The sequence below is a fragment of the Microbacterium sp. Cr-K32 genome (genome assembly GCF_000708345.1).
Taxonomy (GTDB): Bacteria; Actinomycetota; Actinomycetes; order Actinomycetales; family Microbacteriaceae; genus Microbacterium; species Microbacterium maritypicum_A.
Map to the genome: position 1 here is coordinate 24,308 of NZ_JARD01000029.1, position 20,736 is coordinate 45,043.

At 69.5% G+C, this 20,736-nt stretch carries 18 protein-coding genes; 5 read left to right on the forward strand and 13 right to left on the reverse strand.

The genetic code is table 11. The features are described from left to right. Positions 1–64 precede the first annotated feature (64 nt). On the reverse strand, positions 65–724 hold the full coding sequence (locus GZ64_RS0117320) for a TetR/AcrR family transcriptional regulator (protein ID WP_051668199.1): 660 nt from the start codon (positions 722–724) through the stop codon (positions 65–67). A gap of 126 nt (positions 725–850) precedes the next feature. Between GZ64_RS0117320 and GZ64_RS0117325 the strand changes: the two genes are divergently transcribed. From GZ64_RS0117325 to GZ64_RS0117335, 3 genes are read left to right on the forward strand one after another with little or no spacing between them, the layout of a single operon-like run. Beyond that, positions 851–2,872, forward strand: a complete 2,022-nt coding sequence (locus tag GZ64_RS0117325) for a glycoside hydrolase family 3 N-terminal domain-containing protein (protein WP_231479923.1) — start codon at positions 851–853, stop codon at positions 2,870–2,872. Between the two features lie 37 nt (positions 2,873–2,909). Next, on the forward strand, positions 2,910–4,226 hold the full coding sequence (locus tag GZ64_RS0117330; RefSeq protein ID WP_029267926.1) for an MFS transporter: 1,317 nt from the start codon (positions 2,910–2,912) through the stop codon (positions 4,224–4,226). Positions 4,227–4,272: 46 nt separating this feature from the next. Then, positions 4,273–5,073 carry an alpha/beta fold hydrolase gene (locus GZ64_RS0117335; protein ID WP_136024711.1) on the forward strand — a complete coding sequence of 267 codons (801 nt, stop codon included), beginning with the start codon at positions 4,273–4,275 and terminating at the stop codon, positions 5,071–5,073. Positions 5,074–5,129: 56 nt separating this feature from the next. On the opposite strand, the gene msrA is transcribed toward GZ64_RS0117335, so the two are convergent. The 11 genes from msrA to GZ64_RS0117390 all read right to left on the reverse strand — a co-directional run bounded on the left by msrA (position 5,130) and on the right by GZ64_RS0117390 (position 17,454). Beyond that, complete coding sequence (gene msrA, locus GZ64_RS0117340) at positions 5,130–5,678, reverse strand: peptide-methionine (S)-S-oxide reductase MsrA (RefSeq protein WP_029260687.1); 549 nt, start codon at positions 5,676–5,678, stop codon at positions 5,130–5,132. Beyond that, the gene (gene msrB, locus GZ64_RS0117345; RefSeq protein WP_029260688.1) at positions 5,675–6,169 is read right to left on the reverse strand and encodes a peptide-methionine (R)-S-oxide reductase MsrB; all 495 of its coding nucleotides are present in this window, start codon (positions 6,167–6,169) and stop codon (positions 5,675–5,677) included. The genes msrA and msrB overlap by 4 nt, the downstream gene beginning before the upstream one ends. Before the next feature lie 169 nt (positions 6,170–6,338). Continuing rightward, positions 6,339–8,294, reverse strand: coding sequence for a sialidase family protein (locus tag GZ64_RS0117350; RefSeq protein ID WP_051668201.1), 1,956 nt, complete (start codon positions 8,292–8,294; stop codon positions 6,339–6,341). Positions 8,295–8,477: 183 nt separating this feature from the next. After that, positions 8,478–9,398, reverse strand: a complete 921-nt coding sequence (locus tag GZ64_RS19265; protein ID WP_051668203.1) for a DUF4862 family protein — start codon at positions 9,396–9,398, stop codon at positions 8,478–8,480. After that, a complete protein-coding gene (locus GZ64_RS0117360) occupies positions 9,395–10,081 on the reverse strand; it encodes an N-acetylmannosamine-6-phosphate 2-epimerase (protein WP_029267932.1) in 687 nt (228 codons plus the stop codon). Before GZ64_RS0117360 ends, GZ64_RS19265 begins: the two co-directional genes overlap by 4 nt. Further along, on the reverse strand, positions 10,078–11,013 hold the full coding sequence (locus GZ64_RS0117365) for an ROK family protein (RefSeq protein ID WP_029267933.1): 936 nt from the start codon (positions 11,011–11,013) through the stop codon (positions 10,078–10,080). The genes GZ64_RS0117360 and GZ64_RS0117365 overlap by 4 nt, the downstream gene beginning before the upstream one ends. Next, positions 11,013–11,960 (reverse strand): dihydrodipicolinate synthase family protein, encoded by a 948-nt coding sequence (locus GZ64_RS0117370; RefSeq protein ID WP_021199494.1) that lies wholly within the window; start codon positions 11,958–11,960, stop codon positions 11,013–11,015. The genes GZ64_RS0117365 and GZ64_RS0117370 overlap by 1 nt, the downstream gene beginning before the upstream one ends. Before the next feature lie 16 nt (positions 11,961–11,976). Next, a complete protein-coding gene (locus GZ64_RS0117375; RefSeq protein ID WP_021199493.1) occupies positions 11,977–12,777 on the reverse strand; it encodes an ABC transporter ATP-binding protein in 801 nt (266 codons plus the stop codon). Then, a complete protein-coding gene (locus GZ64_RS0117380; protein WP_051668205.1) occupies positions 12,774–14,825 on the reverse strand; it encodes a dipeptide/oligopeptide/nickel ABC transporter permease/ATP-binding protein in 2,052 nt (683 codons plus the stop codon). The genes GZ64_RS0117375 and GZ64_RS0117380 overlap by 4 nt, the downstream gene beginning before the upstream one ends. Position 14,826: 1 nt before the next feature. Beyond that, entirely contained in the window at positions 14,827–15,783 is a 957-nt protein-coding gene (locus GZ64_RS0117385) for an ABC transporter permease (RefSeq protein ID WP_029267937.1), read from the reverse strand. Positions 15,784–15,855: 72 nt separating this feature from the next. Next, on the reverse strand, positions 15,856–17,454 hold the full coding sequence (locus tag GZ64_RS0117390) for an ABC transporter substrate-binding protein (RefSeq protein WP_021199490.1): 1,599 nt from the start codon (positions 17,452–17,454) through the stop codon (positions 15,856–15,858). A gap of 159 nt (positions 17,455–17,613) precedes the next feature. Here GZ64_RS0117390 and GZ64_RS0117395 point away from each other — a divergent pair, with 159 nt between their 5' ends. Together GZ64_RS0117395 and GZ64_RS0117400 are read left to right on the forward strand one after the other, a co-directional pair. Further along, a complete protein-coding gene (locus GZ64_RS0117395; RefSeq protein WP_021199489.1) occupies positions 17,614–18,309 on the forward strand; it encodes a FadR/GntR family transcriptional regulator in 696 nt (231 codons plus the stop codon). 95 nt (positions 18,310–18,404) lie between these two features. After that, a complete protein-coding gene (locus GZ64_RS0117400; RefSeq protein WP_029267939.1) occupies positions 18,405–19,322 on the forward strand; it encodes a DUF808 domain-containing protein in 918 nt (305 codons plus the stop codon). Positions 19,323–19,376: 54 nt separating this feature from the next. Here the strand turns inward: GZ64_RS0117400 and GZ64_RS0117405 are convergent, their stop codons facing one another. After that, positions 19,377–20,726 carry an HNH endonuclease gene (locus GZ64_RS0117405; protein WP_231479924.1) on the reverse strand — a complete coding sequence of 450 codons (1,350 nt, stop codon included), beginning with the start codon at positions 20,724–20,726 and terminating at the stop codon, positions 19,377–19,379. Between the last annotated feature and the right edge of the window lie 10 nt (positions 20,727–20,736).

A 20,736-nucleotide genomic window follows, 5' to 3' on the forward strand; every position in this document is an offset into this window, starting at 1 on the left:
ACGGCCTCCCGGAGACTTCGGTCTCCGGGAGGCCGTTTCGTCGTCCCCGGCACTGCCGGGCGCGTCAGGCGCCGACCGGCTCCGGTTCGGGGACGATCGCCTCGAACGCCACCTCGCCCGCCGGGGTCATCCACGCCCGCAGCATCGCGCGGATGGCGCCGGCCATGTCGATCGACCGGTCGAACAGCCACTGGGTCTGCAGACCGTCCATGGTCGCGGTCAGGCGCAAAGCCGCGTCGTGCGGATCGATGTCGGGTCGCAGCTGACCGGACGCGATGGCGAGCGCGATCGCCTGTCCGGTGCTCGAACGGATCCTCTCGTAGCGGCGCCGGAAGTACTCGTGCGCCGGGTGATCGGCAGCCGACGCCTCGGACGACAACCGCACGAAGAGCTCGATCAGACCCGGCACGAGACGGTTGTGGTCGGCGAGGTCGACCATTCCGCGCAGCACGCCCATACCGCCGTAGCCGCGGGCGTAGGGACGGAAGCGGTCGCGATCCTCGATGTCGCGGGCTTCGAGCACGGCTTCGAGCAGGGCTTCCTTGTCGGCGAAGTGGTGCAGCAGTCCCGCGCGCGAGATGCCGCACACCGCGGCGATCTCGAGGATCGTCGCCGAGAGGAAGCCGCGTTCGGCGAAGTGGTCCGAGGCCACGCGGATGATCTCCTCGCGGCGCGCTCGGCCGTTCGCGTATCCGCGCCCTCGCAGCGTCGTCGCATCAGCCATGGGGGAAACCGTAGCACCGCTCTTGACAAAACCGACACAAGTGTAGATATTTAACCGAACCACCCGCCGCACCCGCACCGCCCGCCGTACCCGAAAGACCCGCCGTACCCGAACGAAGGAGTTCCCGTGAGCGCGATCGCGCACCCGTACCAGGACCGCACCCTGACCGTGGATCAGCGTGTCGAGGACCTGCTCACCCGAATGACGCTCGAGGACAAGGCGGGGCAGATGTTCCAGCCGATGGCGACCCTCGGCGACGACCTCGACGCCCCCGGCCTGTTCGGCTCCCCTTCGATGCGCACCATCATCGACCGTGGCATCACGCACGTGAACATCCTGCAGGCCCCGTCGGCGCGGGAGATCGCCGCATGGCACAACGCCCTGCAGGAGGAGGCCCGGCGACGCGGCCTCGGCATCCCGTTCTCTCTGTCGAGCGATCCGCGTCATTCGTTCTCGAACAACCCGGCCGCCGCGCTCATCGCCGGCCCCTTCTCGCAGTGGCCGGAGTTCCTCGGTTTCGGCGCCATCGACGACCCCGAGCTCACCCGCCGCTTCGCCGAGGTCGTGCGTCGCGAGTACCTGGCCGTCGGCATCCGCACCGCCCTGCACCCGCAGATCGACCTCGCCACCGAGCCGCGCTGGGCGCGGGCTTCCGGCACGTTCGGCCAGAGCGCGGAGGTGACCGGGCGTCTCGGCGTCGCCTACACGCTCGGGTTGCAGGGCGACGAGCTCGGAGCCGAATCGGTCTCGGCCATGGCCAAGCACTTCCCCGGGGGCGGCCCCCAGCTCGACGGCGAGGATCCGCACTTCTCATACGGCCGCGAGCAGGTGTACCCGGGCGGACGATTCGACCTGCACCTGCAACCGTTCCGCGACCTGCTGGCCGCCGGCGTCTCGCAGATCATGCCCTACTACGGCATGCCGATCGGCACCGAGTACGAAGAGGTCGGCTTCGGCTTCAACAAGCAGATCATCCAAGGCCTGCTGCGTGACGAGCTGGGCTTCGACGGGATCGTGTGCACCGACTGGGGCATCCTGTCCCGCACCTTCTGGGGTGTGGAGTCGCTCACCTACGACGAGCGGATGATGAAGTCGCTCGATGCCGGTGTGGACCAATTCGGCGGTGAGTTCAACCCGAAGGCTCTGATCGGGCTCGTGCGGGCGGGCTCGGTGCCCGAGTCCCGGCTCGACACCTCGGTGCGCCGGCTGCTGCGTGAGAAGTTCCGTCTCGGGCTGTTCGACGACGCACGGTTCGTCGATGTCGAAGCTGCGGATGCGATCGTCGGTCGGGAAGACGCCCGCGCCGCCGGACTCGAGGCCCAGGCACGTTCACTCACGTTGCTCACGAACGGCGGCGGGGCGGCGCATCTGCCGCTGCAGGGGCGCCCGACCGTCTACGTCGAAGGCCTCGACCCCGTCGAGCTCGCCGGCTGGGCCGATGTGGTCACCGACCCCGACCGCGCCGACGTCGCGATCGTGCGCACCGACGCCCCGTGGGAGCCGCGCGGCAACGGGGCCGACATCGAATCGTTCTTCCGCGCCGGATCCCTCGAGTTCCACGACGACGAACTCGCGCACCTGCGCGATCTGGCCGCCCGCGTGCCGCTCGTGCTCGACGTCTACCTCGATCGTCCGGCGATCCTCGCCCCGCTTCTCGACGTCGCCTCGACGATCATCGCGAACTACGGCGCCTCCGACACCGCGCTCGTGAATGTGCTGTTCGGCGCGGTGGAGCCCCAGGGGTCGCTGCCCTTCGAGGTGCCGTCGTCGATGGAAGCCGTGGCGGTGAGCCGCCCCGACGTGCCGTCGGACACGGTCGACCCGTCGTTCGCGTTCGGCCACGGCCTCCGGTACCTCGACTGGTCGCCTGCCGCACGGCCCGACCCCGCGTCCACGACGATCGAGATGGCGGATGTCGCCGCACCCGGCGGACGCTTCGACCTCACCAGCGCGACCGTCGCCCAGGTGCTCGCCGACGCCGAGGCGCTCGCGATCATCACCGAGCTCGTCCCGGAACTGCCGGGCAACCCCATGCTCGCCGCGGCGCAGAACATGCCGCTCGACACCGTCCTCGGCTTCGCCGGCGCCACCCTGCCGGCCGAGACGATCGACACGCTGCGCTCCCGCCTGGTGGCGCTCCCCGCCTGACCCCCGTTCTGCCCGACCCGAGAGGACCACGACGACGATGTCTGGAACGCCCGCAACCCCCGAGAGCACCGTCCCCGAGAGCACCGTCCCGATCACGGAGACGACGTTCATCCGCACCGCCGCCGGCAACGACGACCCGCCCCCGCCCCTCAAGGGGATCCGGCGCCTGCTCGGCTGGATCATCCCCGCCAACCTCGGCATCTTCCTGATCTGGGGCGCGGTCCCCGGCATCCTCCTCCCCCAGCAGGTCACGGTCGCGCTCGGCGAGGAGAACAAGGTCGCCAACCTCGCGATCATCGCGACGATCGGTGCGTTCGCGGCGATGATCGCGCAGCCGATCGCCGGGCAGATCTCCGACCGGACGCGTTCCCGCTTCGGTCGGCGTGCACCGTGGATGATCGTCGGCGTCCTCGCCGGAGGGCTGGCCCTGGTCGGCCTCGCCTTCGCGGACTCCCTGGTCGGCATCGCCATCGCGTGGACTCTGGTGCAGATCGCGTACAACTTCGCCCAGGGCCCGCTCTCCGCCGTGATGCCCGACCGCGTGCCCCTCAAGCGCCGGGGAACCTTCGCCGCCCTCTCCGGCATCGGCCTCATGGTCGGCTCGCTCGGCGGTCAGATCGTCGGCTCCCTGTTCTTCAACAGCATCGCCGCGGGCTACGTGGTCTTCGCGGTCTTCGCCCTCGTCGTCATCACACTGTTCGTCGTGTTCAACCCGGACTACTCGAGCGAACGGATCACGCCCGAGCCGTTCGACCTCAGCGCGTTCCTGCGCACCTTCTGGGTCAGCCCGATCAAGCACCCCGACTTCTTCTGGGCGTTCCTCGGCCGCCTGCTGCTGTTCACGGGCTACTTCTCCGTGACCGGATATCAGCTCTACATCATGACCGACTATCTGCACATCGAGAAGCCCGAGACGGTCATCCCGCTGGTCGGGCTCCTCAGCCTCGCCGGCATCCTGATCTCCACGATCATCTCCGGTCCGCTCTCCGACAGGGTCGGGCGACGCAAGCCGTTCGTGTTCGCCTCGTCGGTGGTCACCGGTCTTGCACTGCTGCTGCCGTGGATCTCACCGACGATCGAGGCGTGGATGATCATGTCGTTCATCGCCGGGCTCGGGTTCGGCATGTTCCAGGCCGTCGACACCGCACTGATGAGCGAGGTGCTCCCCTCGGCGCAGTCGTTCGCGAAAGACCTCGGGGTCGTGAACATCGCGGCCACCCTGCCCCAGACGCTGGCCCCCGGAGTCTCGGGTCTGATCGTGATCGCATTCGGCTTCGCCGGGCTCTTCCCCGTGGGCATAGTCCTGTCGGTGCTCGGCGCGTTCGCGGTGTGGCCGATCAGGTCGACGCGCTGATCCCGCACCCGACGCCGCCGTCCAGGAACAGGGCCAAGATGGAGAGGTGGCCGTCCCTCTCTCCGACCTGACCAGCATGCCCGAACCCCAGCAGGTGTACGCCGCCGACGGCACACGACTGGCGACCTACACCTGGGGCGAGTTCGACGCACCCGTCGTGGTGATCGTGCACGGCTTCGCGTCGAGCGCGCGCGACAACTGGGTGCTCACCGGATGGGTACGCGAGCTGACGCGCGCGGGTTATCGCGTGCTGGCACTGGATCAGCGCGGCCACGGCCTCAGCGAGAAGCCACATGACCCCGACGGTTACCGGATCCGCACACTCGTGACCGATGTCGAGACCGTGATGGACACGTACCTCGTCGACGACGCCCTCTACGTCGGCTACTCGCTCGGCGCACGCGTGGGCTGGGAGGTCGTTCGCGAGCTTCCACACCGCATCGGGCGTGCAGTGCTGGGAGGGGTGCCGGACGGCATCCCCCTGGCGCGACTCGATCTCGAACAGGTCCGGAAGTACATCGCCGACGGCACCCCGGTGGCCGATCGGACCACGCAGAACTACATCGCGCTGACCGAACGGGTGCCGGGAAACGACCTGCAGGCACTCGTCGCGCTCGCGGAGGGCATGCGGGCGTCGGGCATGATCGACCCCGATCCCTCGGATGCGCCGACGCGGCCGATCCTCTTCGCCACCGGCTCGAAGGACGCGATCATCGAGGGTTCGCGGGCGCTGGCCGCAGCCGCCCCCGACGGACGGTTCTTCGAGATCCCGAACCGGAACCACTTCAACGCCCCGGGCTCGCGCGACTTCAAGGACGCGGCCGTGGCGTTCCTCGGCGAGGCGTAGCCCGCTCACGAGGAATGGCCCGGTCGGATACGACCGGGCCATTCTCGGGTTCCGCGTCAGACGGTGGCGGCGGCCTCGTCGCGCTTCGGCAGCACCCAACCCGCACGCGGGAAGTGGCACGTGTAGCCGTTCGGGTACTTGATCAGGTAGTCCTGGTGCTCTTCCTCGGCCTGCCAGAACGGCCCTGCCGGCTCGATCGTGGTGACGGCCTTCGCCGGCCACAGGCCCGAAGCGTCGACATCGGCGATGGTGTCGCGCGCGATCGCCTCCTGCTCGGGGGTGAGCGGGAAGATCGCCGAGCGGTAGCTCGAACCGATGTCGTTGCCCTGACGGTTCAGCGTCGACGGGTCGTGGATCTGGAAGAAGAACGCCAGGATGTCGCGGTAGGTCGTCTTCGTCGGGTCGAACACGATCTCCACGGCCTCGGCATGGCCGGGGTGGTTGCGGTAGGTCGCGTGCTCGTTCGAGCCGCCGGTGTAGCCGACCCGGGTGTCGAGCACACCGGGCTGGCGGCGGATCAGGTCTTCCATCCCCCAGAAACAGCCGCCGGCGAGAACGGCCGTCTCGGTCCCGGGCGTGCGGGTGATGGTTCCGGTGTCGGTCATGACTGCTCCTCGGTGGTGTCGGAAGGTGCGGGGGTGTCGGTGGTGGGGCGTGCGAAGAGGGCGCTGTAGCGACCGTACCCCTCTTCCTCCAGGCTTTCGGCCGGGATGAAGCGGAGAGCCGCCGAGTTCATGCAGTAGCGCAGGCCGCCCTCGGCGCGCGGGCCGTCGTCGAATACGTGACCGAGATGGCTGTCGGCGACGGCCGAGCGCGCCTCGGTGCGCTTCATCCACAGCGAGCGGTCGGTGCGCGTGGTCACGGCATCCGCGTCGATGGGCTTCGTGAAGCTCGGCCATCCGGTGCCGCTGTCGAACTTGTCGGTCGACGAGAACAGAGGCTCGCCCGAGACGACGTCGACGTAGATGCCGTCGTCGTGGTTGTCCCAGTACGCGTTGCGGAAGGGCGGCTCGGTCGCGTCCTGCTGGGTCACCTGATACTGCAGAGGGGTGAGGCCGCTGACGGCCTCGGGGGTCGTGCCGTAGTCGTTCGACATGATCTGACTCCTTGTCCGACGTCGCTGGCTGCGCCGTCATAGAGGAGAACCGACGAGCGGCCCGTTTTGGTCCCGCGGCCCTGAGAACGGGCTGTGAGTTTCTGCGGGCGGGGAGTTTCTGCGGGATGGGGGTTCCACGGACCGCTCGTCGGGGGATGACGGATGCTCGTCAGCCGCGCAGAGCCACCGGCGCGCCCGCGTGGGTCACGGTGACCGCCGGCGCCGAGCCGTCGGCCGGTGCCACGGTGAACGCGAACTCCGGCGTGTACCATCCGCGGTCGATGTCGGCCTGCGTGAGCGTGCGTCGAGGAGTGCTGCAGTTGTAGGCGTCGTAGGCCGGGAGATTCAGCCATCGGCACGCGGTGGGAGCGAAGCCGGCGGTGAAGGTGTTCGTCGCCGGAGTGACGACCGTCGTGACGCCCGCCGTGCTCACGACCCGCACTCGGAAGCTCAGCTGCTCCCCCACCGTGTACGGATTCGTCGCGACGTCGCGCGGGGCCGAGGTGTTCGTCGCCGTGAGGGTCGCTCCGAGCGCGGAGGACTGCCGAAGGGTGAGCGTCGCGGTGGTCTGACTGAGGCGTCCGTCGGCGGCGGTGAAGGCGGCCTGGAGACGCTGCTCACCAGAGACGCCCTGCGGGGCGGTGACCTGCACATTCACGGTGGCGCTCGCTCCCGGTGCGAGACCGGTGATCTGCGCGGTGGTCGCGGTCCATCCGGTGGCGGTGTGGAAGGTCACGGCGCCGCTGAGCGCGGCCGCCTCCTGATTCGTGATCGTGACCGGGACCGTGGTGGCGACGCCGGCGGTCAGAGCGGTCTTCGGCACCGACAGTGGCGCACACGCCGCGTTCAGCCACGCGTCGTCGAACGAGGAGAACTGCATCGTGTTCGTGTAGCCCGCCTCCCACAGCACCCCCACCCTGCCGTCATCGATCGCCGTCGCGCTGGAGTAGGCGAAGGTCCCCGTCTCGAGCGTGCGCAGACCGGGCCAGGTCTCGCCGTCGTCGCAGGAGAGGCGCACCGCTCCGTTCACACGGTTGCTGTTCGCCCCGTTGGCGGCATTCGTGAAGATCAGCTTCTTCGCGTCGGCGCTGCCCGCGGCGGCATCCGGATGCAGGCGGGTGATCGAGGCGTTGTTCGTGGGGTCGGGCAGCTCGGCGTCGCGGGTGACCGGACCATAGCTGTGACCGCCGTCGGTCGAGATCGCGACCTTGCGAAGACGCCCGTCGGAGCTGTCTCGCGAGTTGAGCATGACGCGTCCGTCGGAGAGCTCGACGACCTTGTTCTCGTCCATGCCGGTGCCGACGTACTCGCCACGCTGCCAGGTGTCGCCGCCGTCGTCGGAATACACCGAGTACGCCTGGATCGCGGTGGATCCGTCGGCCTGACGCACGGTGCCAGCGTACTGCTGGATGAGCCGCCCGGCATGCGCGCCGTAGCGCAGCTGGATCCCCTCGCCCGAAGTGGCGAACGTGCCCTTCACATCGCCCGCGACGGGCGTGTACACGCCCCCGCTGGTCGTGCCGTTGGAGGTCTTGGCGACGTCGGTGATGAGCCGCGGCGCACTCCAGGTCGCGCCGCCATCGTCGGAATGGATCACGGCCGCTCCCAGAACCTGCCGGTTCGCGTCGTCGTCGCCGTAGGCACTCCCCTGGAACCCCTGGTCCTGGGAGCGCACGAAGAACGCGAAGACCCGACCGCTCTGCCGATCGACGACGTAGCTCGGGTCGGAGTAGCCGTACTGGCCGCTCCCGGTCTTCCCCGCGGCGATGATCTGCAGCGGACCCCAGGTACGACCGTTGTCCGTCGAGCGGCGCTGGATGATCGAGTTGGGGTTGGGGGCGTCAGCGGCGCTTCCCGGCCGGGCATCCCACGCCGAGAGGACCACGCCGTCGCCGAGGTGGGTGAGCGCGGGGATCCGGTAGAAGTAGTTCGAGGCCGTGCGGTCGGCGCCGATGTTCAGTTCGAGGTAGTCGCCGGGGTCGGCGTTCGGATCGGTCAGATACCCGGGCGCCGGGGCCGCCGAGGCAGCGGCGGCGGGGAGGCTGAGCGCGAGGACCAGCGCTCCGATCGTGCCGCATCGCAGCAGGCGGCGGCTCCGGGAAGGGGGCGAGGGAGGAACGTGCATGGACAGACCTTTCTGTTCGTGCGGAAATATGACGTCTGATGTCAGATTTCAAGTCACTCTAGCGAGGGGTCTCCCCACGGACAAGGCCGGATCTCGTCGTCCCGCGAGCGGCGTTCGACTCCCCGGGCTCACTCGGCGAGCCGTCGACGACACCGCGCCGACGGCTGCCGCCGTTCCCTCCGGTCAGCCTGCGGCGCGCACCACCTCGAGGTTCCGCGCGACCGTGCGCAGGGCATCCGCCGCGGTGGTGTCGTCGGGGCGGCAGGCCGTCTTCAACCCCAGCCACTCGACGTCGCCCGCAGCGGCGAGCGCTGCGGCGACGTGCGCGTCGTCGAGGAGCGAAGCGGATTCCGGGTGGGTCGAGGCGATCGGCAGGTGCGCATCGCTCCACGGGTGGCCATACGGACTCTGCACCGGAGCGGCCCCTGAGAACGCCAGGCCGACGAGGAGGCCGGACGCCGCCGCCGCCGCGATCTGCGCGGTGACGGCATCCGCATCGCGCAGCTCGATCGCGGAACGCCCCCAATTGAGCCACACTCCGATCGGCAGTCCCGACGAGCGGATCGCGGCGATCTCGGCGTCCAAGGGCAGGAAACCCTTCTCAGGGACCCGGCCGGGCACGAACGCATCGCAGTGTTCGATGACCAGGCGCGCGCCGGACCAGTCGAGCGCGGCGACCTCCCCCAGCGAGCGCACGAGCGGCTCCATGGCGGCCGTCGCTCGCGGCGCGGAGTGCACCGTCACCACCGCGACGGATGCGGCGCTCTCGCCGTCGATGCGCGCGACGTCGGCGGCGACCCTCCGAAGATCGGCGACCGCCGCCGCGCGCCCCTCCTCATCGGCCGAGGCGAGGCCATACCCGGGGTGTGCCCCGACGCGTCCCATGACAAACGGGATCGGAGTGACGGCGAGCGGCACGGCCGGCACGTTCGCGAGGAACCAGGCGTCATCGTGCGGATGCAGGCGCCCCATCCACGGCACCTCGAGCCCGGCGATCCCGGGAAGCGCGCACAATGCGGGCAGCAGCGCGCCTTCGAGCACCGGATCCCAGTGCGCGTGGGCGGGAGAGGCCGGGTAGGCGCTGACGAGGATGGGCGCGGTCATGCGCGTGCGCCCGCGACGGCATCGGCGAACCAGGTGGTGATCGTGGACGGATGCGTGATGGCGGTGCCGACGCACACCGAGAACGCCCCGGCGGCGATCGCGGCCGCGGCGTGCTCGGGTGTGTGGACGCGCCCCTCGGCGACGATCGGGCGGCGGCAACGGGCGGCGATCAGCGCGATGAGCTCCAGGTCGGGCCCGGTGGTCTTCGGGCGCTCGCCGGTGTATCCCGACAGGGTGGTGCCGAGGATATCGGCGCCGGCGGCCTCGGCGGCGATCGCGTCGTCGAGGGAGCCGCAGTCGGCCATGATCAGCGCGTCGGTGTGCGCGCGAAGGCCCGCGATCGTCTCCGCGAGCGTCAGCCCGTCCAGGCGCGGGCGCCGCGTCCCGTCGATCGCGACGATGTCGGCGCCCGCGTCGGCCACGGCCCGAGCGTGCCGGAGCGTCGGAGTGATGAAGACCTCGGCGTCGCCGTCCTTCCACAGCCCCACGATCGGAACAGGGAGGTGTGCCGTCGCGCGGATGTCATCGAGCCCCTGCACGCGGATTCCGGCTGCTCCTCCGGCCAGGGCGGACGCCGCGACCTGCGCCATCGTGCGGGGGTCGCGCATGGCCTCACCCGGGTAGGCCTGGCACGAGACGATCAGTCCTCCCCGCAGTCGTTCGAGGGTGTCGGTGAATCTCATGGTCGCCTCCAGGCGTATGCCGCGGCTCCGCGCAGCGGTGCGTCGTCGCCGAGCGCGCCCGGCAGGATGGGGGTGTTCTGCAGCGCATCGATCGCCTCGGCGTGGAAGGCGGCGCGCATCGGAAGCCACCAGGACTCACCGATGTTCGGCACGCCCCCGGTGACCACGATGCGCTCAGGGTCGAGAAGCGTCGCCGCCCCCGCGAGGGCCCGCCCCACCGCCGCGGCCGACTCGTCGAGGGCCCGGCGGGCGATGGGGTCCGCGGCCGCAGCCGCCATCGCGACCCCCCGCGCATCGGTGATGCCGGGATCGCCTCCGAGAGACCGGAAGTGCCGATGCATCCCGATGCCGGAGCCGATGGCCTCGAGGTGCCCGAAGCGCCCGCAGGGGCAGCGCAGGTGTGCGGCTCCCGGCACGGGCAGGTGCGCGATCTCCCCCGCGACGTGATGCGCACCCCGCACGGCCCTGTCGTCGAGCACGACTCCTGCACCGACACCGGTGCCGACCGCGACGACGAGCGCACTCGCCGCCCCGGCCGCGGCACCGTGTCGATGCTCTCCTGCCGCGTGCGCGTCGACGTCGTTCTGCACGGCGACGGGAGCGTCGGGGAGCAGATGCGCGCCGAGTCCCGAGCGCACGAGTGCGGCCAGCGGTGTACCCGGCCAGTCCGCGAACGTATCCGTGGCGGAAACGATCGTCCCGGTTCCGGCATCCACGACCCCGGCCGTGCCGATGCCGACGCCCGAAAGGCGCAGCCCGCTGCCGGCGAGGAGACGTCCGGCGAGCGCGACGACGGTGGCGACGACCGCCACCGGCCCCTGGGCCGCCGGCGTCGCGGCCACCTCGGTCCGCAGCAGTGCATCGTCGCGGTCGGCGAGGGCCGCGGCCGTCTTGGTGCCGCCGATGTCGACGGCGAGGACGACCTCGCCCATCAGCCGACGGCGACCGGGAGCAGATGCAGCTCGTCGAGGATGTCGCGGATGCGGGCGACCGCGTCGACGTCGAGCGCCTGCACGGTGTTCGCCATCGTGGCGTGATCGATGATGCCACGGGCGTGCATGGCCGCCTTGAACGCGCCGACACCGGTCGCATCGCCCGAGAGGCCCTTCGGCTGGAACACGATGTCGAACAGGCGGTTGATGCGCTCCTGCTCGGCCCGAGCCGTCTCCCAGTCGCCGCTCTTCGCGGCCTCCCACAGTCGCACGTACCCCGCGGCCTCCACGTTCGCGAGCCCGGGAACCACGCCGTCGGCACCGGCGAGGGCCATGGCGTCGACGACGACCTCATGTCCGGTGAGCAGCTGCAGCGGACCCCCTGCGGCATCGTTCGCCGCGATCAGGCGCCGGAACGAGACGTCGTCACCCGAGGAATCCTTCACGCCGTGGATGACCCCTTCGGTGCCCAGCTGCACGAGCAGGTCGATGCCGAGCTTGGAGTGCACGCGCACCGGCACGTCGTAGGCCCACAGCGGGGCGTCGATGGCCGCCGCGATGGTGCGGAAGTGGTCGGCGACCTCGGCTGCCGAGTTCAGTGTGTACAGCGGAGCCGTCGTGACGATCGCCTGGGCGCCGGCATCGATCAGACGGCGGGCGGTCTCGATGATGCGCGGCGCCGTGAGCTCGATCGCGCCGGCGATGACCGGCACCCGACCGGCGTTCGCGGCGACGATCGTGCGGAGCAGCTCGACGCGCTGGTCGTCGGTGAAGTACGCGGTCTCGCCGGTGGAGCCGAGCGCGAACAGTCCTGACACCCCCTCGGCGACCAGACGGTCGACGAGGCGGGAGAGGGAGACGTGGTCGATCGATCCGTCCTCGAGCAGCGGGGTGGCGACGGGCGGGACGACGCCCGCGAAGACGGGGGCGGGAGAGGCAGCAGACATGTGTGTTCCGGTCGTTTCAGTGGTGGGGTTCGAGCAGCGAGGGCGCAGCGCCCAGCAGCGTTCTGGTGTACTCGTCGGAGGGCGCGTCGAACACGCGGGCCGCATCGCCGAACTCGACGACGCGCCCCTTGTTCATCACGGCGATCTCGTCGGAGAGATAGCGGACGGTCTGGATGTCGTGGGAGATGAACACCATCCCGAGGCCGAGTTGATCCTTAAGATCGGTCAGCAGATTGAGGATCTGGGCGCGCACCGAGACGTCGAGCGCCGAGGTGGGCTCGTCGGCGACGATCACCTGCGGGTCGAGCACGAGCGCCCTGGCGATCGCCACACGCTGGCGCTGGCCCCCCGAGAGCTGGCTGGGCAGGGCGTCCAGGGCCGATGCCGGCAGTCCGACGAGACCGATCAGGTCGCGCACCTTTCGGCTCCGGGTCGACGGGCTGCCGAGGCGGTGCACCTGCATCGGGTCGAGCAGCGCATCGCGCACCGTCATCCGCGCGTTCAGGGCGGTCGCCGGATCCTGGAACACCACGGAGAGGATGCGGCCGAGTCGTCTGCGCACGGCGGGCGTGAAGGATCGCACCGGCTCTCCCCCGAACACGACCTGCCCGCTCGTGGGCTTCTCGAGGCCGATGAGCACCTTGGCCGAGGTCGACTTGCCCGACCCCGACTCGCCGACGATGCCGAGCGTCTGCCCGCGCTTCACGGTGAGCGAGACCCCCGCAAGCGCGTCCACGTACTGCGGCCGGAAGAGCGAGGAGGCACGGGTCTTGTAGCGGACGTGCACGTCCTTGAGCTCGATGACGGGTTCGCTCATCGTCCTGCTCCGATCGGCTCGACGGGCGCATCGTCGGGATGCGCGGAGTAGTAGTGCTCGGTTCCTGCGATGTGCCGCCGCACCGGGGCGACGCCCGCGTACCGGGCGGGGTCGCTGGAGCGCGGCGCGAAGCGGTCGCCCGTCGGGAAGTCTCGCGGCGACGGCACGACGCCCGAGACCTGATGAAGACGATCGGAACCGGCCTCGATCGAGAGCACCGCGCCGAGGAGCCCCTGCGTGTACTCGTGCACCGGCTGGGTCAGCACCTCTCTGGTCGTGCCCTGCTCGACGACCTGGCCCGCGTACATCACCGTGATCCGGTGCGTGAGCTCGGCGACGAGCGCGAGGTCGTGCGAGACGAACAGGAGCGCGAATCCGAGCTCCTTCTGCAACCGCATGAGCAGGTCGACGACCTGCGCCTGCACCGTGACGTCGAGGGCCGTGGTCGGCTCATCGGCGATCACCAGTCGCGGGTTCCGGGTGAGCGCCATGGCGATGAGCACGCGCTGCCGTTGGCCTCCCGAGAGCTCGTGCGGGTACGAGGCGAGGGTGCGGTCGGGGTCGAGACCCACGAGCTCCAGCAGCTCCCTGGCGGTGCGGGTGCCGCCGCGCGACGTGAGCTGCTTCATCTGGGAGCGGATGAGCATCGCCGGGTTGAGGGAGCTCAGCGCGTCCTGGTAGACCATCGCGATGTCGTGGCCGCGCAGCGCGTTGCGCTCCTTGGGTGCCATCTGCAGCAGGTCCTCGCCGTCGAACAGGATGCGCCCGCGGATGTCGGCTTTCGGATCGAGCAGGCCCATGATCGCGAGCGAGGTGATCGACTTGCCGCAGCCCGACTCCCCCACCAGCGACATCGTCTCGCCGGGGCGCACCGTGAAGCTGACGTGGTCGACCACGTCCACGTCGCCATGACGGGGAAACGAGATGCACAGATCCTGCACGTCGAGCAGAGGCTTCTCCTCCGCCGAGTACACCAGGCGGTCGGTGCGCGAGAGCTCACGCTGACGGAGCTCGGCCAGTCGCTCGGCGAGAGGAACGGCCTCGGCGCGCGGCACCAGGGTGTCGGGCACCCCGCTCGGAACGGAGAGGTTCACCGCTGTGTCGACGGTGGGGATCACGTGGGTGTCGTCGGGGATCGCTGCGACCTCGAGCTCGTGCGTGGACTCCTCGGTGCCCGCGGCATCCGCGGTGATCTTGCGTGCCCGCGGCGACACCATCGCATCGGTCATCCCCTCCGAGAGGATGTTGAGGCACAGCACCGTGAGCATGATGAGGATGCCGGGGAAGAAGGTCGCCCACCACGCGCCGCTCATCAGCAGATTGCGGCCGGCGGCGATCACGTTGCCCCACGACGGCTCGGGGTCGGGAACCCCGGCCTGCAGGAACGACAGCGAAGCCTCGAACACGATCGCGTCGGCGACGAGCACGGTCGCGAACACCAGCACGGGGGCCATGGCGTTGCGCGCCACGTGGCGGACGATGATGCGCGGGGTGCCCGCGCCCATCACGCGCACGGCCGAGACGTAGTCCTCGCCGTACTGGTCGAGGATGTTGGCACGGACGATGCGGGTGAGCTGCGGCACATAGAGGAACGCGATCGTGAGCACGAGCACGGGGAGCGACTTGCCGAACACCGCCACGAAGACGGCGGCGAGCGCGATGCCGGGGAACGACATCACGACGTCCATGACGCGCATGAGCGTCTCGGAGATCCACCTCGGGGCCGTGGCGGCGATCGTCCCGAGCACGCAGGCAGCCAGCAGCGCGACGAGTGTCGCGCCGATGCCGATCACGAGCGAGTAGCGGGCACCGAAGACGAGACGGGAGAAGATGTCGCGGCCCTGACGGTCGGTGCCGAACCAGTGCTCCGCGCTCGGCGGCTGCACCGGAGTCCCGGACGCCAGCGGGTCGAAGGGCGCGATGAGCGGTGCGAAGATCGCCGCCAGCCCGATGATCGCCAGCACGGCGATGCAGATGATCGATCCAAGGGACAGCCGGCCCCAGCGGAGACCGGGAACGGAGAGACGTTCCGTGAGTTTGCGTCGCATGTCACACCGCCCGGATTCGAGGATTGATGAGCACGTACAGGAGGTCGACGATGATGTTGATCACGACGAAGGCGAGCGCCACGGCGAGCGTCACACCCTGCACGAGGTTGGGTTCGTTGTTGGTGACGCCGTTGAGGATGAGCGTTCCCATTCCCGGGATGGCGAAGATGATCTCGATCACGACCGCACCGCCGAGCAGGTAGCCGATGCGGAGTCCGAGCACGGTGACGGGGGTGATCAGGGCGTTGCGCAGCACATTGCGACCGACGACGATCACTCGCGGGATGCCGGCGCCCAGGGCGGTGCGCACGTAGTCGCGGTCGAGCTCCTCGACCATCGAGGTGCGCACGACGCGGGAGAGCTGACCGATCACCGGCACGGCGAGCGCGATGGCGGGGAGGGCCATGCGGGCGAGCCATCCGGAGGGGTCGCTCCAGAAATCCGGGAGCGGTCCGGAGGCGGGCAGCAGGTTCAGGCCGAGGGTGAAGACCTGGATGAGCAGGATGGCGAGCCAGAACGACGGCGTGGAGAGCGCCGCGACGCCGAACACGCGGATCACCTGATCGGGCCAGCGGTCGCGGTAGACGGCGGCGAGGACGCCGATCACGAAGGCGACGATCACCGCGATGAGGAGCCCGAGGAAGGTGAGGGCTAGGGTCACCGGGAAGGCGCGGGCGACCTCGTCGATCACCGGGAGACTGCGTGCGGAGTAGGTGCCGAGGTCGCCCTGCACGAGTCCGAGCAGGAAGTTCACGTAGCGGACGAACAGCGGGAGGTCGAGGCCGTGGTCCTCGCGGTACGCCTCGAGGGCTTCGGGCGACGCCGTCTCGCCGAGCGCGGTGCGCGCCGGGTCTACGGGGGAGAACGACATCACGAAGAACACGAGGAACGTGATGCCGAGGATCATCAGCGGCAGCTGCAGCAGTCGCCGGCCGATGAGGCGGAGCGTGTGGGACACGTGCCGCTCCTTCCGGGGGTATGGGAGAGACAGGGGGCGCACTCGTCGGGTGAGCGCGCCCCCTGGTGCGGGCTACTTCGCCGCCACGCCGACGTCGAGGAACGACAGTCCGGTGGTGGGGACGGGCTGGAATCCGACCAGCTCCTGGCTGCTCCATGCGGTCGGCAGCTTGCGGTGGAACAGCGGGTAGAGCACGGCCTGGTCGGAGAGCAGGTCGTAGGCCTCGTCCCAGGTCTTCTGCTGCTCCTCGCCCTCCTGCTGGACGGCGGTGTCGAGGAGCGTGCGCAGCTGGGCGTACTCGGGAGAGTCGGCCCAGTTGGTGCGGGTCTGAGTCCAGACGTTCTCGCCGTACCACCAGTTCATGAGCAGGTCGGGGTCGACGCCGAAGACCGAGGGGTCACCGGGGGCCACGGCCACCGTGTAGTCGCCGGAGTCGACCTTCTCGTACATCGACGCGGACTGCCCGATGTCGAGCGTCGTGTCGATGCCGATCGCGTCGAGGGACTCCTTGATCAGCGGGGCGACCTCCTTGACCCATCCGGTGTCGGTGGTGAGCAGGGTGATGGACAGGTCGGAGACGCCCGCGTCGGCGAGCAGTTCCTTCGCCTTCTCGGGGTCGTAGGTGTAGACCGTGGAGGCCTCGTGGTAGTTCGGGTAGGTCTCGGGCAGGAACGAGGTCGCGGGCGTGGCGTTGCCGAGCATGCCGGTGCCGATGATCTTGTCCATGTCGAGGGCGTAGTGCAGGGCCTGGCGCACGCGGACGTCGTCGAACGGCGCCGCCTTGGTGTTGAACATCATGAACAGCAGGCCGAACGACTGCACGCTGTCGACGTCGGCCGAGGAGGCGAGCGCGTCGACGTCGATGTACGGCACGTCCTCGATCGCCTGCACGGTGCCCGTGGACATCGCGGTGACGCGAGCGGAGGCGTCGGAGAGCAGGTTCCAGTTCATGCCGGCGGCGAGCGCGGGGCGCGGCCCGTTGTAGTCGTCGTAGCGCTCGAAGACGAGCTTGTCCTCGGGAACGGCCGACACCAGCGAGTACGGGCCGGAACCGACGGGGTTGGTGGCGAAGCCCTCGGGGTCGGCTTCGACGACCGACTTCGGGACGATCTTGACGACACCGAGGCGGTCGTTGATCAGCGAGAACGGGTAGTCGGTGGTGATCCGCACGGTGTCGTCGTCGACCGCGGTGACGGTGTCGATGAAGTCGACGAACGACAGGAAGAGCGAGTTGTTGTTCGGGTCGAGCACGCGGTCGTAGCTGAAGACCACGTCGTCGGCGGTGACCGGATCGCCGTTCTGGAAGGTGGCGCCTTCGCGGAGGTCGATCTCGTAGGTCGTGTCGTCGATCTTCGTCGGGAGGTCGGCGGCGAGGGCGGGGGCAGACTTCTGGGTGACGGGGTCGAGGTCGACCAGCCCCTCGAAGATGTGCCAGTTCGCCGAGACCGTGACGGCGCCCGACGCGACCATCGGGTCGAAGCTGCCGTTCAGCGTGTACGAGATGCCCGCTTCGATGATGCCGTCGGGGTCGATCTCGCTCGCGGCTGCGCTCTCGTCGGGAGTGCTGGTGGTGCCCGCGCCGCAGCCGGCGAGGGCGACGGACGCGGCGACTGTGCCGGCGACCGCCATCGCGAATCGACCCGCGCGGCGGCGGGTGATGTGTCGGTTCATGTGTGCTCCAGGGTGGTGGGGGGAACATCTTGAGGACATCTGATGTCTGATGTACTCTAGACACAGGTTCGATCAGATCACAAGAGTGAGATGATCGGAGCGTTTCTGCCAGGCACGAGAGGGAGCCCCATGAAGTCCACCACGAGTAGGGCGTCACGCATGCGGCGCTCGACCACGGCGGATCAGATCAAGCAGCTCATCCTGACCCGGGGGCTCACGCCGGGCGACCCGCTGCCGACCGAGGCGGAGCTCTGCGAGGAGCTCGACGTCTCGCGATCCTCCGTGCGCGAGGCGATCCGCACGCTCTCGACCCTCGACATCGTCGATGTGCGTCACGGCCACGGCACGTATGTCGGACCGATGTCGCTGGACCCGATGGTGGAAGCCCTCGTGTTCCGCGGGGTGCTGTCGCCGGAGGGATCCCTGCAGGCGCTGCGGGAGGTCGTCGAAGTGCGCCTGGCGCTGGATCTGTCGATGGCCGAACGCGTGGTGGCCGCCGCTCAGGACGACCCCGACCCCGAGCTCGACGCCCTGGTGGCCGACATGGTCGCCAAGGCTGAGCGCGGGGAGCACTTCCTCGACGAGGACCGCGCGTTCCACACCCGCCTCTTCGGCGCGATCGGCAACCGCCTGGTCGGTCAGCTGGTCGGCGCCTTCTGGGATGTGCACACGGCCGTGCTCCCCCAGCTGGGCATCCCTCAGCCCGACGACATCCACAAGACGGCGAAGGCGCACGGCGACATGCTCGACGCCGCACGTTCGGGTGATGTCGAACGCTATCGGCAGGCCGTCATCGAGCACTATCAGCCGCTGCAGCGTGTGCTCGCGAGCGCGGCGGAGGAATCCCAGGGCTGAGGTCGCCGGCCGGATCCCTCCTCCGACTCGACAGCCGTGCCCCTCCGACTCGATAGAGTTGCCTCCGCACTGCACACCACGAGGGGGATCCGCCCATGTCCGTTGGACTTCTGGCCGTCGTCGACGACATCCTGAGCGCAGCGATGAAGGCGTCGGCCAAGGCGGCCGGCGTCGTGATCGACGACGCCGCGGTGACTCCGCAGTACGTGCAGGGCCTCACGCCCGCGAGGGAGCTGCCCGTCGTCGGCAAGATCGCCCTCGGGTCGCTGGCGAACAAGTTCGTGATCATCATCCCGGCGGCGCTGCTGCTGACCGCGTTCGCGCCGTGGGTGCTGCCGTATCTGCTGATCCTGGGCGGGGCGTACCTGTGCTTCGAGGGCGCCGAGAAGGTGCTCGAGTGGTTCGGCGTGCAGCACGGTCACGCCGACGAGGGAGCGCGCGATGAGAGGAAGCTCGTGCTCGGTGCGGTGCGCACCGACCTGATCCTCTCGACCGAGATCATGCTCATCTCGCTCGCGAGCCTCGAGAAGGGGCTCGACATCTGGGCGACGCTGGCGATCCTCGCCGTGATCGCCCTCCTCATGACGGGTGTCGTCTACGGCGCTGTCGCACTGCTGGTGAAGATCGACGACATCGGTCTGAAGATGGCGAAGAACCCGGTGCAGCGTGTGCGGCACACCGGCACCAGGATCGTGCGCTCGATGCCCGGGGTGTTCCGCTTCATCAGCATCCTCGGCACGGTCGCCATGCTCTGGGTCGGCGGCCATCTCGTGCTGGTGAACCTCGGCGAGGTGGGGTGGCACTTCCCGGTCGATGTGCTGCACGCGGTGGAGCAGGCGCTCCATGGCCTCGGTCCAGTCGTGGTCTGGATCGTGGACACCATCATCTCCGCGATCGCCGGTCTCATCCTGGGGCTGCTCGTCGTCGGGATCGTGCTCGGCATCGCCCGGCTGTTCGGCAAGACGCCCAGCTTCCACGAGGGCGAGGAATCCCCCACCGACGTCCACGTCTGAACATCGAGACACGACTGTCCGCACAGGCCAGAACACGAATCCACGCCGGCGCACTCACGCCGCGATGTCGTACCGGGCTCGGCCGCCGAGCCTCGGCCTGCGCTCGGGGTCGACGTGCAGCGGCGGAATGAGCCACACCCGCGCCGCGAACCCCCGTCCCTCGATCCTGATCTCCCAGTCGTTGTCGTGGATGCGATGATGGCAGCTCTCGCAGAGCAGCACTCCGTTGTCGAGATCGGTCGGTCCGGCATCCCGCTGCCACCAGCGCAGGTGATGCGCCCTGGTGAGTTGCGGGGGCAGCCCGCACATCACGCAACCGCCGTCGCGTTCTACGAGCGCGAGTCTCTGGGCGCGGGTGAACAGCCGCTTCTCACGCCCCCAGTCGAGGATCTCGCCCTCACCGCCGAGCACGACGGGGATGATCCCCCCACCCGCCGCCATCCGACGACATGAGGCGATGCTGACCGGCCCATCGAGGCCGTCGACCGTCGCGAATCCGGTGCCGGCGGTCAGGTCGTCGAGCCCCACGCGGACGACGACGGTCGCACCGGATACCGGAAGCCCGCCGTTGTCGCATCCGCTCGCATGCGCGCAGATCTCGACGAGCGCATCGGCCTGGATCATCGCGACCGTGTGACGGTCGGCATCGGGCGCTTCGGGGTCGAGCACGTGCGCCCGCGCGTGGAACGTGGCCGTCACGTACGCCTGGATCGCTGCCTTCACGGGAGCGCCGGACGCGATGTCGGTCTGCAACGTCAGATGCAGCGACCCGTCGCGCTCGAACATCGTCAGCGAGCGCCGCGACCGGGCCTCACCTTCTCGCGGAGCCACGCCGTCGGGGTCGAGCCAGGCCTCGGCGTGCACGACGAGCTTGCGCACGTCATCGAGCGACAGCCCTGCCGCACGTTCGACGAGCAGTCGCTCGGCATCGACGATCCGCTCGATCCCGACCTTCACGCGCGCCCGGTCGAGCAGGGCCACGATCAGCGCCGCGGCCGCCGCACTGAGCTCGCCGGCGCCGATCGCCCGCTGCACCTCGGGGTACCGCGGGGGCAGCTTCTCGCCGATGAGGTTCGACCGCGGCGCGGTCGCCTCCCCCACCTTCACGAGCCGCACCGCATCGCCCGTCGATCCGCCGGTCGTGGCGGCGATCATGGTCGCCGGGTCGCGGAATCCCTGCTGCTTCGCGAGACCCGCAGACCCCAGTTCCGGACGCGATTCCCGCGCGATGCCCGCCGCGATCTCGGCATGGATGCCGTCGAGCCGACGCTGTACCAGTCCCATCGCCCGGTGCGCATCGAGCAGCTGCGCGCGGCTCAGATCGGCCGCGTTCGTCGCATCGCCCCACGCGTCTTCGAGGTACGTCATCGCCTCGAGGAGCGGGTTCAGATGCGGGTTCGCCATACCTCCATCT

Coding starts and splice junctions, on each gene's coding strand:
- GZ64_RS0117390 (WP_021199490.1), bottom strand. CDS start 17,454: ATGAACCGACACATCACCCGCCGCCGCGCGGGTCGATTCGCGATGGCG.
- msrB (WP_029260688.1), bottom strand. CDS start 6,169: ATGTCGAACGACTACGGCACGACCCCCGAGGCCGTCAGCGGCCTCACC.
- GZ64_RS0117395 (WP_021199489.1), top strand. CDS start 17,614: ATGCGGCGCTCGACCACGGCGGATCAGATCAAGCAGCTCATCCTGACC.
- GZ64_RS0117350 (WP_051668201.1), bottom strand. CDS start 8,294: ATGCACGTTCCTCCCTCGCCCCCTTCCCGGAGCCGCCGCCTGCTGCGA.
- GZ64_RS0117405 (WP_231479924.1), bottom strand. CDS start 20,726: ATGGCGAACCCGCATCTGAACCCGCTCCTCGAGGCGATGACGTACCTC.
- GZ64_RS19265 (WP_051668203.1), bottom strand. CDS start 9,398: ATGACCGCGCCCATCCTCGTCAGCGCCTACCCGGCCTCTCCCGCCCAC.
- GZ64_RS0117360 (WP_029267932.1), bottom strand. CDS start 10,081: ATGAGATTCACCGACACCCTCGAACGACTGCGGGGAGGACTGATCGTC.
- GZ64_RS0117380 (WP_051668205.1), bottom strand. CDS start 14,825: ATGCGACGCAAACTCACGGAACGTCTCTCCGTTCCCGGTCTCCGCTGG.
- GZ64_RS0117370 (WP_021199494.1), bottom strand. CDS start 11,960: ATGTCTGCTGCCTCTCCCGCCCCCGTCTTCGCGGGCGTCGTCCCGCCC.
- GZ64_RS0117365 (WP_029267933.1), bottom strand. CDS start 11,013: ATGGGCGAGGTCGTCCTCGCCGTCGACATCGGCGGCACCAAGACGGCC.
- msrA (WP_029260687.1), bottom strand. CDS start 5,678: ATGACCGACACCGGAACCATCACCCGCACGCCCGGGACCGAGACGGCC.
- GZ64_RS0117320 (WP_051668199.1), bottom strand. CDS start 724: ATGGCTGATGCGACGACGCTGCGAGGGCGCGGATACGCGAACGGCCGA.
- GZ64_RS0117400 (WP_029267939.1), top strand. CDS start 18,405: ATGTCCGTTGGACTTCTGGCCGTCGTCGACGACATCCTGAGCGCAGCG.
- GZ64_RS0117375 (WP_021199493.1), bottom strand. CDS start 12,777: ATGAGCGAACCCGTCATCGAGCTCAAGGACGTGCACGTCCGCTACAAG.
- GZ64_RS0117330 (WP_029267926.1), top strand. CDS start 2,910: ATGTCTGGAACGCCCGCAACCCCCGAGAGCACCGTCCCCGAGAGCACC.